Raw genomic sequence first — 13,496 nt, 5'->3', positions numbered from 1 at the left:
CGGTGCCCGGGGCCCGGACCGGGAGCCGGCCGCGGGCCGCGGCGGCCATGGGGCTCGGGGCCGGTGGCGCCCTGCGGCAGGAGGTCTACCGCGACGACCGGCCGCCGGGCGACTGGTCCGACGATCCCGCGGGCCGGGTCTTCGTGCACCTGGTGACGCCGCCCGACTGGCGCCGTGTCACCGGCGAGGAGCCGCCGCCCTCCCCCGTGGACCGCGCGGCGTACACCAAGGCCGGGCTGCCCTGGTTCGACTACTACGACCAGGACGGCGCCGATCTCGCCCCGGCGGACACCCTGGGCGCCGTCAGGCCGGTCGGCGACTGGCTGGGCGACGACGACACGCCCTGGCACGAGCCGGCGCCGCCGCAGGTGCTGCCCCTGGGCGACGCGAAGGAGCGGCCGGTGGAGGACGGCGACTGGTAGCCGCCGGGCAGCCGCGCCGGACGCGCGCGGCACCCCCGTCCCCGCGGGCCCGCCTTGCCCCCACCCCCTCCGTCCCGGGACAGGGTGGCTGCCACACTGTCCCGGTGGTTGACGCCCGCGCTCTCCTCCCCGCCCGCCTCGGTGGACTGCGGTTCGTGGTGACGCCCGACGGGGCGTACGCGTCCCTCGCCGACCGGGGCCGTGACACCCTCACGCTCACGCGGTACGCGGTGGAGCGCGACGGCGCCCGGCTACGGCCGCTGGACTCGGTCCCGGTGGGCGGCGGGTTCCCCGGCGGATCTCCCTCTCGCCGGACGGCGGGCCGGTGTTCGCCGGTGAGCCGTTCGCCTCACCCGTCGCCGTCTGTGCGCTGCTGCTGCAGCGCGCGCGGGCGGGCGGCCGCGCTCGCCTGGGCGAGCAGGACGTGCATGCGCTCGGTGAGCTGGGTGACGTCGTCGGCGGGCGCGTGGAACGGCAGCCGCACGTCGCCGTGGGAGCGGATGCGCTCGATGCGCAGCGTCAGTCCGTGCCGGTCGACGGCGAGCGGGCGGACCCGGACGACGCCCTGGAGGCTGTCGGCGTCGACAAGCCGGGTGAGCCGCTCCACGGCGTCGCCGTGGCAGTCGGCGAGGTGGGTCAGCAGCCGGGCCTCGGCGGTGGCCAGCGGGTCGGGCGAGGCGGTGGCGAACTCCTCGCCGTCGACCACGACGGAGCCGGACTGCTCCCGCAGCACCACGCGGGTGGGGTGGAAGGCCAGGTGGCCCTCCTCGATCGCCAGCCGGCCGGCCATCCACAGCCGGGCCCGGATCCTGCCGCGGACCGGGACGGGCGCCACGTCGGCGAACTCCAGGACGGCCGACGGCTCGCCGCGGGGCGCGCAGATCGCCGCGCCGAGCAGGGCGCTGTCCTCGGGCACGTGCAGCAGCACACGTCCGTCGTCGGCCACGGAGTGGGCGCCGACGAAGTCCTCGCGTCCACCCTCCGCGGTCACCGCGCAGGACCACGCCGCGGCCAGCATCGAACGGGCACGTTCGGCCGCCGCGGGTGCGGCCGTCCAGGATCGGCTGTCTGCCATCCCCAACCTCCTTAGGTAAGCCTTGCCTAACCTACAGAAGATCCGGGCGCACGCCAACCATGACGCGTGATCTTCACGAGACTTCCGGAGCGGAGCGAGCGGCGGGGAACGGCGAGCCGGCCGGGCGAGCCGGGCCGGTGCTCAGTCCCCGATGGCGCCCAACAGCGCCCGCGCGCACAGGTCGCGCACCTCGTCGCGGGCCGGTTCCGCCTCCCGCAGCCACTCCAGGCAGACGGCGGTGGCGAACGCGAGCCAGCCGCGCACGGCGAGCCGGACGTCCGGCCGCTCGGCGAACTCCGGACCGAAGCCGGGGTCGGCGGCGAGCGCGGCCAGGATCTGCCGCTGCTGCGCGGCGAGCGCCCGCCGGTAGACGCGGCGCACCTCCTGGTCGCCCGCGGCGTCGGCCCGGTGGAAGGCCCGGTACCCGTGCGCGTGCGCCTCCACGTAGCCGAGATAGGCGTCGAGGCCCGCCGTGAGCTGCTCGCGCACGGGGACGCCCGGCACGGCCGCCGTCATCCGCAGCATCCGCTCGCTCTCGCGCCCGACGACCGCCGCGAAGAAGTCCCGCTTCGTCGGGAAGTAGTGGTAGAGCAGGCCGCGGGAGACGCCGGCGATCTCGGCCACGCGCTCGATCCACACCTCGTCGTACGGACTCTCCGAGAAGAGTCGCGCGCCGACCGACAGCAGTTGCTCCCGGCGTTCGGCGGTGCTGAGCCGGCGGCGCGTGCGCTCCCCCTGGTCGGCGGCCATGGCACGCAGCTTACTTGACGCCGGTTCAGCGGCGGGACGAGACTGGGCCGCGCGCTATTGAATCCGCGTACAACACGCGCGCCACGCCACCGCGTCGAGGGAGACCGCGTCATGGCCCGGACACCGGCGACGACGAACGCACCGGTCGCGACAGAGCTGACGAAAGGGTTCCGCGGCGCGGAGCTGGGCTGGCCCGAGCTGCGCCGAATACCCCACCCGCCGCACCGGCTCCCCCTGTTGGGGGACGTGGTGGGGGCGGACCGGCGCACCCCGGTGCAGGACTCGATGCGGCATGCGCGGCGGCTGGGCCCCGTCTTCCGGCGGCGGGCCTTCGGCAAGGAGTTCGTCTTCGTGTGGGGTGCCGCGCTCACCGCCGAACTCGCGGACGACACACGGTTCGCCAAGCACGTGGGCCTGGGCGTCGCCAACCTGCGCCCCGTCGCCGGGGACGGGCTGTTCACGGCGTACAACCACGAGCCCAACTGGCAGCTCGCGCACGACGTGCTCGCCCCCGGCTTCAGCCGCGAGGCGATGGCGGGCTACCACCCGATGATGCTGGACGTGGCGGAGCGGCTCATCGGACACTGGGACCGCGCCGCAGAAGCGGGCCGGTCGGTGGACGTGCCGGGCGACATGACCAAGCTGACGCTGGAGACCATCGCGCGCACCGGCTTCGGGCACGACTTCGGATCGTTCGAACGCGACCGGCCGCACCCGTTCGTCACCGCGATGGTCGGCGCCCTCGGCTTCGCGCAGCGCCGCAACACCGTGCCCGCGCCGCTCGCCCCGTGGCTGCTGCGCCGCGCGAGCAGGCGCAACACCGCCGACATCGCCTGCCTGGAACGCACTGTCGACGACCTGGTACAGGCCCGCCGCACGGCGGGTGACAGCGGCGACGGGGACCTGCTGGACCGGATGCTGCGGACCGCGCACCCGGAGACCGGGGAGCGGCTGTCCGCCGAGAACGTGCGCCGGCAGGTCATCACCTTCCTGGTCGCCGGGCACGAGACGACCTCCGGCGCGCTCTCCTTCGCGCTGCACTACCTCTCCCGGCACCCGGAGGCCGCCGCCCGCGCGCGGGCCGAGGTGGACCGGCTGTGGGGCGGTACGGCCGTACCCGGGTACGAGCAGGTGGCGAAGGCGCGCTACCTGCGCCGGGTCCTCGACGAGTCGCTGCGGCTGTGGCCGACGGCGCCCGCCTTCGCCCGGGAGGCCCGCGCCGACACGGTGCTGGGCGGCGAGCACCCGATGCGGCGCGGGGCGTGGGCGCTCGTCCTCACCCCGATGCTGCACCGCGACCCCGAGGTGTGGAGTGCGGACGCCGAACGGTTCGACCCGGACCGGTTCGAGGCGAAGGCGGTACGGTCCCGGCCGCCGCACACCTTCAAGCCGTTCGGCACGGGCGCGCGGGCGTGCATCGGGCGGCAGTTCGCGCTGCACGAGGCCACGCTGGTCCTCGGTCTGCTGCTGCGCCGCTACGAGCTGCGGCCGGACCCGGAGTACCGGCTGCGGGTGACGGAGCGGCTGACCCTGATGCCGGAGGGACTGCGGCTGCGCCCGGAACGGCGCCGGGCCGTGACGCCCGAAGCCGGTGCCGTGCCCGCGCGGACCGGCGACGACTCGCCCTCGGCCGCCCGCTGTCCCGTGCGCCGGGCGGTCGACTGACCCCGGCAGCCGGGTCCCCTCGCTCCCCCGGGCCGCGCGCCCGTTCCGCCCCCTCCCCTCCCCGGGGCTACCCGGTGCCGGGCAGCCCCAGCCGGTCCAGGCGGTCGGTGTCGGCCAGGATGTAGAGCGCCGTGATCCGGTCCTCGGCGACGGTGGCCGTGACGACCGACAGCGGCCGTCCGTCGACCTCGGCCAGGATGCCGACCGCCCCGTTGACCAGGACGAACCGCACCTCCAGGCGGTCGTGCCGGAAGAGGACCGCCTGCCCGGCGACCTTCCGGGCGCCGCGCACCAGCCGGGACAGGGACGGACCGCCGTCGGCCCGCAGCACCGCGTCCGGGTGGAGGACGGCGACCAGCGCCTCGAAGTCCCCGGCGCGGCTGGCGGCCAGGAACGCCTCCAGGGCCCGGCGCTGCCGCCCGAGGTCGGGGTCGGCCGCGGGGGCCGCGTCGCGGGCGCGGCGCCGGGCCCTGCTGGCCAGTTGGCGGGTGGCGGCCGGGGTGCGCTCCACGACCGGGGCGATGTCGTCGAACGGCACGGCGAACATGTCGTGCAGGACGAACGCCAGCCGCTCGGCCGGCTCCAGTGTCTGGAGGACCACCAGCAGCGCCAGGCCCACCGAGTCCGTGTGCAGCGCCTCCCGCTCCGGGTCGCCGGACGGCAGCGGCCCGACCAGCGGGTCCGGTACGGAGGGACCGGCGTCCTCGGGGATCGGCTCCTCGCGGCGCACGGCGCGCGAACGCAGCATGTCGAGGCAGATCCGGCCGGTGACGGTGGTCAGCCAGCCGCCGAGGTTGGCGATGGCGTCCGCGCCGGTGCGGTCCAGGCGCAGCCAGGTCTCCTGGACCGCGTCCTCCGCCTCGGCGAGGGAGCCGAGCATGCGGTAGGCGACCGCCTTCAGACGGGGGCGGTGCTCCTCGAAGCGGGCGGCCAGGAGCCGTGCCGCGTCCGTGCCGGTCACCGGGCGAAGACCTGGAAGGCGACCGCCGGCCGGCCGCCGAACCGCTCCCCCGTGGCCTCGGCGTACGGCACGAGAAGGCTCCGGGCGTACTCCTCGGGGTCCTGGTCGGTCAGCACCTCGATGTACGTGCGGTGTTCGAGCAGGGAGCGGATGCCGCGCTCCAGGCCGTCCGTGACGTCCACGGCGTGGGTGGGGGTGTCGGAGCCGCCCACGGCGACCCACCGCACCCCGTTCCACGGCTGGAGGCCCTTCTCGGCCAGTTCGGGGAAGATCCAGCGGTTGCCGGCGTCGGCCACCGCGTCCAGCGTGGCCCGGCCCACGGCCACGTGGTCCGGGGTGTTCCAGTACGTCCCGCCCAGGACCTCCTCCCGGTGGCCGAGGGTGACGACCAGCTCGGGCCGGTGGCGGCGGATCGCGGCGGCGATGTCCCGGCGCAACGCGGTGCCGTACTCGACGACGCCGTCACGGTGGTCGAGGAACTCCACCTCGCTCACGCCGACCACGGCGGCGCTCGCCCGCTGTTCGCGCTCCCGCAGCGGGGCGCACTCGTCGGGCGGCAGGGTGTCGATGCCGGCCTCGCCGCGGGTGGCGAGGACGTAGGCGACCTCGCGGCCGGCGTCGGTCCAGACCGCGACCGCCGCCGAGCAGCCGTACTCCAGGTCGTCCGGGTGGGCGACGACGGCCAGGGCGCGCCGCCAGTCGCCGGGCAGGGGCTCCAGGGGTGGTGCGAGCGTCGGCTCGGTCATGCTCCGCACCCTAGCCGGGAGCACTGACAGCGCGCCCGGCGAACTCAGGCCTCGTCGCGGGCGAGGGCCAGCAGCCTGTCCAGGACGCGGGGGCCGCCGGCCCGGACGCCGTCGTGCTCGAACTCGTCGGTGACCCACGTGCGCAGGCCACGGACGGCGCGGGCGGTGGTGAGGGCGTGGCCGGTGTCGACGTACATGTCGTCGTGGTAGACGGCCGCGGCGGCCGGGACCTCGTTGGCGGCGAGGCGGGCGGGGTCGTAGAGGGGGGTCCAGTCGGTGCGGGCGGCGAGGAGTTCCGCGGCCTCGCGCAGCGGGCGCAGTGCCGGGTCGCAGTCGAACATCCAGGGGTGGACGGACTCGCCGGTGAACATGAGGGGTCCGTCGCCGGCGAGGGCCTTGGCGGCGTCGAACTCCGGGAACTCGGCGCGCACCCGCTCGGCGGACCAGCCGGTGGGCCGTCCGTCCTGGCCGTAGATCGCCTCGTGCACCACCGCGTACAGCGGGTTGGCCGCGTAGGACAGCAGGCCCTGGACCTGTTCCTGGAAGGCGTCGGAGAGGACGGGGCCGCCGGGTGCGGGGACGAAGGCGTCCTCCAGCAGGAAGTGCAGGCGGTGGCTGCCCTCGCTGCCGCCGAGCATGATGCCGAGGGACTGGAACGCCTCGACGGTGAACCGGTAGCCGTTCGGCAGGACCACGTCGTGGGTGAGCAGGTGGCCGGCGATCCGGCGGGCGCGCTCGATGTCCTGGGGGTAGCGGGTGTAGTGCGCGGCGACCTTGCGTGCGATGCGCGGGTAGGCGGCCCGGTAGACGTCGTCGGCGTGGGCGTCGAGCGAGGGCAGGCCGCCGGTGATCAGGGCGGTGGCGAGGCCCTCGGGGGCCAGGGAGAGGTAGCCGACGGTGCAGAAGCCGCCGAAGCTCTGGCCGAGGACGGTCCAGGGAGCGCCGCCGGTGACGCGGGGGCGGATCAGTTCGCAGTCGCGGATGATGGAGTCGGCGCGGAAGTGGGCGAGGTAGGCGGCCTGCTCGGCGGGGCCGCCGACGAGCGGGAGCGTCTGCCGGTTGGCGGGGGTGGAGGCGCCGGTGCCGCGCTGGTCGAGGAGGAGGACGCGGAACTCCTCCAGGGCGCGGCCGAGCCAGGCCTGCTTCCCGATGAAACGATTCGCCCCGAAGCCGGGTCCGCCCTGGAGGTAGAGCAGCCACGGCAGGTCCCGGTCCGCCTTGTCGCTCGCGACGACCTCGCGGGCGTACAGCTCGATCGTCTCCCCGCCGGGGGCGGCGTGGTCCAGGGGGACGGTGAAGCGGCGGTCGGTGAGGACGACGCCGGGCTGGCGGTAGCTGGCGGTCAACGGGACTCCCGGTCTGCTGGGACGGACGGATTTTCGGCCGTGTCCCAGTTCAGCACAGGGTCCTTTCGCCGCCGACCCCGGGAGGGGGAGATTCCGCTGTGCGGAGGGTCAGCGCGCGGAGAGACTGGAGCGGCGTACCACCAGTTCGGGCTGGAGGACGACCTTGCGGTGCTCGTGCGGCGCGCCCGTCGTCGCCGCCTCGGTCTCCTCCAGGAGCAGGTCGGCGGCGAGCGCGCCCATGGTCTGGGCGGGCTGCCGTACGGAGGTGAGGGGGACGGCCGCCGCGGCGGCGAACTCGATGTCGTCGTAGCCGACGATGGCGAGGTCGTCGGGGACGCCGACCCCGGCGGCGTACATGGCCTGGAGGACGCCGAGGGCGAGCAGGTCGTTGGCGCAGAAGACGGCGGTGGGCCGGTCGGCGAGGCCGAGGAGGCGGGCGCCGGCGTCCCGTCCGGCGGCGACGTCGAGCCGTTCGGTGGGCAGCTCGCGCAGCGCGTCGGGGCCGAGTCCGGCCTCGTCGAGGGCGCGCAGGGCGCCGGTGCGGCGGTCGCGGACCTGGTTGAGGCCGGGCGGCCCGCTGACGTAGGCGATGGAGCGGTGCCCGGCGTCGGCGAGGTGGCGCACGGCGAGCGCGCCGCCGGCGATGTCGTCGACGGAGACGGAGCACTCGGTGGTGCCCTCGGCGACCCGGTCGACGAGGACGAAGGGGATGTTGTGGCGGCGGAAGGTGTCGATGTTGCGGCCGGTGGCGTCGGCGGGGGTGAGGAGCACGCCGCGGACCCGCTGCTCGGCGAAGAGCGAGAGGTACTCGGCCTCCTCACCGGGGTTCTGGGCGCTGTTGCAGACCATCACGCCGAGTCCGGCGTCGCGGGCGGCGCGCTCGGCGCCGCGGGCCACGTCGACGAAGAAGGGGTTGCCCATGTCGAGGACGAGCAGGCCCATGATCCGGCTGCGGCCCGCGCGCAGTTGCCGGGCGGACTCGCTGCGGACGTAGCCGAGCCGGTCGATCGCGGAGAGCACGCGCGCCCGCGTCTCGGTGGCGACGGTGTCCGGGCGGTTGATGACGTTCGAGACCGTGCCCACGGAGACTCCGGCGGCACGGGCGACGTCCTTGATACCCACCGACTGGGCCATCGGGGAGGGACCTCCAGGGGTCGAACGGGGAACGCTTGGGAGGGGACGCCGGGCGGCGGGCGCGGACCTTCACACTACCGTCGCCGGTCCGGCACGACGGTCGTCGCACCGGCGGCGCGGCGTCCCCCCGGGGGTGGTCAGGCGAGGTGGAACACCTCGGTGAGCGGCTTCATCGCCTCGTCGGGGCGGGCCCCGTCGAGGGACTCGAAGAACGGGGCCATCTCCGCCTGCCAGCGGGCGTTGACGTCGGTGGCCTCCATGCCGGCCTGCGCGGCGGCGAAGTCCTCGGTCTCCAGATAGCCGACGAGGAGGCCGTCGTCGCGCAGGAAGAGCGAGTAGTTGTGCCAGCCGGTGGCCGAGAGTGCGTCCCGCATCTCCTGCCACACGGCGGCGTGGCGTCGGCGGTACTCGGCGAGCTTGTCCTCGCGGACCTTGAGCAGGAAACAGACACGCTGCATGAGTACCGCTCCGTCAGAAGTCGTACTGGTCGATGTTGTCGGCGCTGAACACGGTCGGCTTGCCGAGGTTGACGACCCCGTCGGCGCCGATGGTGTACTCGCCCATGTCACCGGCCTTGAACGTCTCGCCCTCCTTGCCGGTGATCTGGCCCGAGGACAGCGCGACGGCGGTGCGGGCGGCCAGCTCGCCGAGCTTGGCCGGGTCCCACAGCTCGAACTCCTCGACGGTGCCGTTCTTGACGTACTTGCGCATGTCGTTGGGGGTGCCGAGGCCCGTCAGCTTGACCTTGCCCTTGTACTTGGAGCCGGAGAGGTACTGGGCGGCGGCCTTGATGCCGACGGTGGTCGGGGAGATGATCCCCTTCAGGTCCGGGTACTCCTGGAGCAGGCCCTGCGTCTGCTGGAAGGACTTCTGCGCGTCGTCGTCGCCGTAGGCGACCTTGACCAGCTTGATGTCCTTGTACTTCGGGTCCTTCAGCTCGTCCTTCATGATCTCGATCCAGGCGTTCTGGTTCGTCGCGGTCTGCGCGGCGGAGAGGATCGCGATCTCGCCCTTGTTGCCGATCTGCTCGGCGAGGAGCTGCACCTGGGTGCGGCCGAGGTCGTCGGAGGACGCCTGGGAGACGAAGGCGTTGCGGCACTCGGGGTTGGTGTCCGAGTCGTAGGTGACGACCTTGATGTCGTTCTTCATGGCCTGCTTGAGCGCGGTGCACAGCGCGCCCTGGTCCTGCGCGGAGACGGCCATCGCGTCGACCTGCTGCTGGGTGAGCGTGTTGACGTAGGAGACCTGGCCCGCGGTGTCGGTGCCGCTGGAGGTACCGACCTCCTTGTAGGTGGAGCCCAGCTCCTTCAGCGCCTTCTCGCCGCCCTTGTCGGCGACGGTGAAGTAGGGGTTGTTGACCTGCTTGGGCAGGAAGCCGACGGTCAGGCCCTTCTTGGTCTCGGCGTTCGGGTCGGCCTTGCCGGCCGCGGCGGCCGAGCCGCCCTCCTTCTCGACGTCCTTCTTGGTGGTGCCGCCGCAGGCGGTGACCGCGAGGGCGAGGGAGGTGACGGCGGCGAGGGCCGCACAGGTACGGCGGAGCGAGGACTTGCGCATGGCTGATTCCTTAAGGGAGGTGTTCATCACGGCGTGGGGGCGGGCGTCTTCGGCAGGGGTGGCGACGACGCGGCTCGGCGTCCCGCCCTCGCGACGGAGATCTGGCGTGCGACCCTCGGGCCGAGCACGGAGAGGACGAGCAGGACCCCGGTGACGACGATCTGCGACTGGGCGGAGACGTCCTGAAGGCTCATGACGTTCTGCAACGCGCCGAGCAGGAACACACCGGCGACGGCGCCGCCGAGGGTGCCCTTGCCGCCGTCGAAGTCGATGCCGCCGAGCAGGACGGCCGCGATCACGGAGAGTTCCAGGCCGGTGGCGTTGTCGTAGCGGGCGCTGGCGTAGTGCAGGGCCCAGAAGATGCCGGTGAGGGACGCCATCAGGCCGGTGAGGACGAACAGCAGCAGCTTCTGCCGCTTGACCCGGATGCCGGCGAACCGGGCGGCCTCCTCGCTGGCGCCGATGGCGAACAGCGCCCGCCCGAAGGGGGTGGCGTGCAGCGCGACCACGGCGATGGCGAGCAGCACCAGGAAGGGCAGGAAGGCGTACGGGACGAAGGTGTCCCCGATCCGGCCGGCCGCGAAGTCCAGGTACTGCGAGGGGAAGTCGGTGACCGCGTCGGAGCCGAGGACGATCTGCGCGATGCCCCGGTAGGCGGCCATGGTGCCGATGGTGACGGCGAGCGAGGGCAGCCCGAGCCTGGTCACCAGCAGGCCGTTGACCAGGCCGCAGACCACGCCGAGGACGAGGCAGATCGGGATGATCGTCTCGATGGTCATGCCCTCGTTCCACAGGGCGCCCATCACCGCGCCGGAGAGACCGGCCGTCGAGGCGACGGAGAGGTCGATCTCGCCGGAGACGACGAGCAGGGTCATCGGCAGGGCGATGAGGGCGATCGGCAGGGTGTTGCCGATGAGGAACGACAGGTTGAGCGAGTTGCCGAAGCCGTCGACGAAGCCGAAGGACAGCAGCAGGACGACGATCAGGAGGGCGCCGACGACGGTGTCCCACCGGATGGCGCGCGAGAAGGGCGAGTCAGCCATGGCGGGCGTTCCTCTTCTTCAGGGCGGTCGCCACGCGCAGGGCCACGATCCGGTCGACCGCGATGGCGAGGATGAGCAGGATGCCGTTGATGGCCAGCACCCAGACCGAGCTGACGCCGAGGGCGGGCAGCACGCTGTTGATGGAGGTCAGCAGCAGGGCGCCGAGGGCGGCGCCGTAGACGCTGCCGGAGCCGCCGGTGAAGACGACGCCGCCGACGACGACGGCGCTGACGACGGTGAGTTCGTAGCCGTTGCCGGTGCCGGAGTCGACGTTGCCGAACCGGGCCAGGTAGAGCGCGCCGGCCAGGCCCGCGAGGGCGCCGCAGAAGGTGTAGGCGGCGAGGATGCGCTTGCGGACCGGGATGCCGGCGAGGCGGGCGGCCTCGGGGTTGGAGCCGAGCGCGTACAGCTCGCGTCCGCTGCCGAAGTGCTTGAGGTAGTACGCCATCGCCACCAGGACCGCCAGCGCGATCAGCGCGAGGTAGGGCACGGCGGAGATGCCGCCGGAGCCGAAGTCGACGAAGCCGTCGGGCAGGTCGGCCGCGGTGATCTGCCGGGAGCCGACCCAGATGGAGTCGATGCCGCGGATGATGTAGAGCGTGCCCAGGGTGACGACGAGGGCGGGCACCTGGCCGAGGCTGACCAGCAGACCGTTGAGCAGGCCGAAGCCGATGCCGAGGAGGACGGCGAGGGCGATGGCGACGACGGAGTTGCCGCCGCCCTGGAGGTAGGTGCCGGCGGCGAAGGCGCTGATGCCGAGGGTGGAGCCGACCGAGAGGTCGACGTTGCGGGTGATGACGACCAGGGACTGGCCGGTGGCGACCAGCACCAGGATGGTCGCGTTCAGCAGCAGGTCCCTGATGCCCTGTTCGGAGAGGAACTCGCTGTTGCCCGCCTGGGTGACGGCGATCATCACCAGGAAGACGACGAGGATCGCCAGTTCGCGCATCTTGAAGACGCGGTCGACGAGCCGGGTCGCGCCGGCCTTGGGGACGTCGGCGACAGGTGTTTCGTCGGGTGCGGTCACCGTCATGCGGCGGCCCTCCCGGTGGCTGCGGCCATCACGGTTTCCTCGGTGGCTTCGGACCGGTCGATCTCGGCGGTCAGCCGGCCCTCGTGCATCACGAGCACGCGGTCGGCCATGCCGAGGACCTCGGGCAGGTCGGAGGAGATCATCAGGACGGCGACGCCGTCGGCGGCCAGCTCGCTCAGCAGGCGGTGCACCTCGGCCTTGGTGCCGACGTCGATGCCGCGGGTGGGCTCGTCGACGATGAGCACCTTGGGGCCGGTGGCCAGCCACTTGGCGAGGACGACCTTCTGCTGGTTGCCGCCGGAGAGGGTGGAGACCGCGTCGGCGATCCGGGCGTACTTCACCTGGAGCTTGACGGCCCAGTCCAGGGAGCGGCTGCGCTCGGCGCCGCGGTCCACCAGACCGGCCCTGACGGTGGTGCGGAGTCCGGTGAGGCCGATGTTCCGCTCGATGGACATGTCCATCACCAGGCCCTGGGCGCGCCGGTCCTCGGGGACCAGGGCGAGGCCCGCGGCCATCGCGGTGGAGGGGGCGCCGTTGACCAGCGCGACGCCCGCCACCTCCACCTCTCCGGCGTCCCAGCGGTCCACGCCGAACAGCGCGCGGGCGACCTCGGTGCGTCCGGCGCCGACCAGTCCGGCGAGGCCGACGATCTCGCCGCGCCGCACCTCGAAGGAGACGTCGGTGAAGACGCCCTCGCGGGTCAGCCGGCGCACGCTCAGCGCGACCTCGCCGGGGGTCACGTCCTGCTTGGGGTACAGCTCCTCCAGGTCGCGGCCGACCATGCGGCGGACCAGGTCGTCCTCGGTCATGCCGTCGAGGAGTTCGCTGGAGATCCAGGCACCGTCGCGCAGGGTGGTGACCCGCTTGCAGATCTGGAAGATCTCCTCCAGGCGGTGGGAGATGAAGAGCACCGCGGCGCCCTCTTCGCGCAGGGTGCGCACGACGTTGAAGAGGCGGGCGACCTCGCTGCCGGTGAGGGCGGCGGTCGGCTCGTCCATGATCAGGACGCGGGCGTCGAAGGAGAGCGCCTTGGCGATCTCCACGATCTGCTGGTCGGCGATGGACAGACCGCGGGCCGGCCGGTCGGGGTCGAGGTCGACCCCGAGGCGGCGCATCAGGTCGGCCGTGACCGAGTGGGTGGCCTTGTGGTCGATGCGGCCGAGGGCGCGGCGCGGCTGGCGGCCCATGAAGATGTTCTCGGCGATCGACAGGTCGGGGAAGAGGGTCGGCTCCTGGTAGATGACGGCGATCCCCGCGTCGCGGGCGTCGCCGGGGCCGTGGAACACGACGGGTTCACCGTCGAGCAGCACCTGGCCCGCGTCGGGGCGGTGCACTCCGGCGAGCGTCTTGATGAGGGTCGACTTGCCGGCGCCGTTCTCTCCGGCGAGGGCGTGCACCTCCCCGGGGAACAGCTCAAGGGAGACGTCCCGCAGGGCACGGACCGCGCCGAAGGACTTCGAGATGTCCTTGAGCGCCAGAACCGGGGCCGGACCCGTATCGGACGGGTGGGTCATGAGGGCTCCTCGACGACGCCGGCGGGACGGCCCTCACGGCGTCGTGAAAGGTTTCAACTGGGTTGCCGGGACGTTAGGCAGGTGAGGCATGTCACGTCAATGGGTCCGGGTCGAAAAACTTTCGAAAGCCATAGGTCACAACCGGGTCACGACGGTTCGGGTCGGCCGGAAGGGTTGACACCCCTCCGGCGGGCTCATAGCTTCGCGTTCTGAATCGTTTCACACATGGTCGTACGGAGACCCGGTACGACCC

General features: G+C 73.1%; 12 protein-coding genes and 1 pseudogene. 2 read left to right on the top strand and 11 right to left on the bottom strand.

The annotated features are described in order from the left end of the window. A pseudogene (locus tag UW392_RS28625) lies at window positions 1-422 on the top strand (hypothetical protein); the annotation flags it as partial. Window positions 423-771: 349 nt separating this feature from the next. On the opposite strand, the gene UW392_RS28615 reads toward UW392_RS28625, so the two are convergent. Together UW392_RS28615 and UW392_RS28610 are read right to left on the bottom strand one after the other, a co-directional pair. Continuing rightward, window positions 772-1,497, bottom strand: a complete 726-nt coding sequence (locus UW392_RS28615) for a DUF2470 domain-containing protein (RefSeq protein WP_320778020.1) — start codon at window positions 1,495-1,497, stop codon at window positions 772-774. A 141-nt stretch (window positions 1,498-1,638) separates the two neighbouring features. Continuing rightward, window positions 1,639-2,247, bottom strand: a complete 609-nt coding sequence (locus tag UW392_RS28610; RefSeq protein ID WP_320778019.1) for a TetR/AcrR family transcriptional regulator — start codon at window positions 2,245-2,247, stop codon at window positions 1,639-1,641. Window positions 2,248-2,358: 111 nt separating this feature from the next. Between UW392_RS28610 and UW392_RS28605 the strand changes: the two genes are divergently transcribed. Further along, window positions 2,359-3,912 (top strand): cytochrome P450, encoded by a 1,554-nt coding sequence (locus tag UW392_RS28605; RefSeq protein WP_320778018.1) that lies wholly within the window; start codon window positions 2,359-2,361, stop codon window positions 3,910-3,912. 67 nt (window positions 3,913-3,979) lie between these two features. Here UW392_RS28605 and UW392_RS28600 read toward each other — a convergent pair whose 3' ends face one another. From UW392_RS28600 to UW392_RS28560, 9 genes are all read right to left on the bottom strand, one after another. Further along, complete coding sequence (locus UW392_RS28600) at window positions 3,980-4,873, bottom strand: sigma-70 family RNA polymerase sigma factor (RefSeq protein WP_320778017.1); 894 nt, start codon at window positions 4,871-4,873, stop codon at window positions 3,980-3,982. Further along, complete coding sequence (locus UW392_RS28595) at window positions 4,870-5,619, bottom strand: PIG-L deacetylase family protein (RefSeq protein ID WP_320778016.1); 750 nt, start codon at window positions 5,617-5,619, stop codon at window positions 4,870-4,872. The genes UW392_RS28600 and UW392_RS28595 overlap by 4 nt, the downstream gene beginning before the upstream one ends. Window positions 5,620-5,663: 44 nt before the next feature. After that, entirely contained in the window at window positions 5,664-6,965 is a 1,302-nt protein-coding gene (locus tag UW392_RS28590; RefSeq protein WP_320778015.1) for an alpha/beta fold hydrolase, read from the bottom strand. Between the two features lie 108 nt (window positions 6,966-7,073). After that, a complete protein-coding gene (locus UW392_RS28585; RefSeq protein ID WP_320778014.1) occupies window positions 7,074-8,099 on the bottom strand; it encodes a LacI family DNA-binding transcriptional regulator in 1,026 nt (341 codons plus the stop codon). A 137-nt stretch (window positions 8,100-8,236) separates the two neighbouring features. After that, a complete protein-coding gene (locus UW392_RS28580) occupies window positions 8,237-8,557 on the bottom strand; it encodes an L-rhamnose mutarotase (protein WP_320778013.1) in 321 nt (106 codons plus the stop codon). Window positions 8,558-8,570: 13 nt separating this feature from the next. After that, on the bottom strand, window positions 8,571-9,653 hold the full coding sequence (rhaS, locus tag UW392_RS28575) for a rhamnose ABC transporter substrate-binding protein (RefSeq protein ID WP_320778012.1): 1,083 nt from the start codon (window positions 9,651-9,653) through the stop codon (window positions 8,571-8,573). Between the two features lie 26 nt (window positions 9,654-9,679). Further along, entirely contained in the window at window positions 9,680-10,696 is a 1,017-nt protein-coding gene (locus UW392_RS28570; protein WP_320778011.1) for an ABC transporter permease, read from the bottom strand. Then, complete coding sequence (locus UW392_RS28565; protein ID WP_320778010.1) at window positions 10,689-11,729, bottom strand: ABC transporter permease; 1,041 nt, start codon at window positions 11,727-11,729, stop codon at window positions 10,689-10,691. The genes UW392_RS28570 and UW392_RS28565 overlap by 8 nt, the downstream gene beginning before the upstream one ends. After that, entirely contained in the window at window positions 11,726-13,243 is a 1,518-nt protein-coding gene (locus UW392_RS28560) for a sugar ABC transporter ATP-binding protein (protein ID WP_320778009.1), read from the bottom strand. Before UW392_RS28560 ends, UW392_RS28565 begins: the two co-directional genes overlap by 4 nt. Window positions 13,244-13,496: the final 253 nt, after the last annotated feature.

It is taken from the genome of Streptomyces sp. CRN 30 (genome assembly GCF_034105845.1).
The sequence above is the reverse complement of the archived record's forward strand: the minus strand, read 5'-3'. Positions and strand labels throughout refer to the sequence as shown.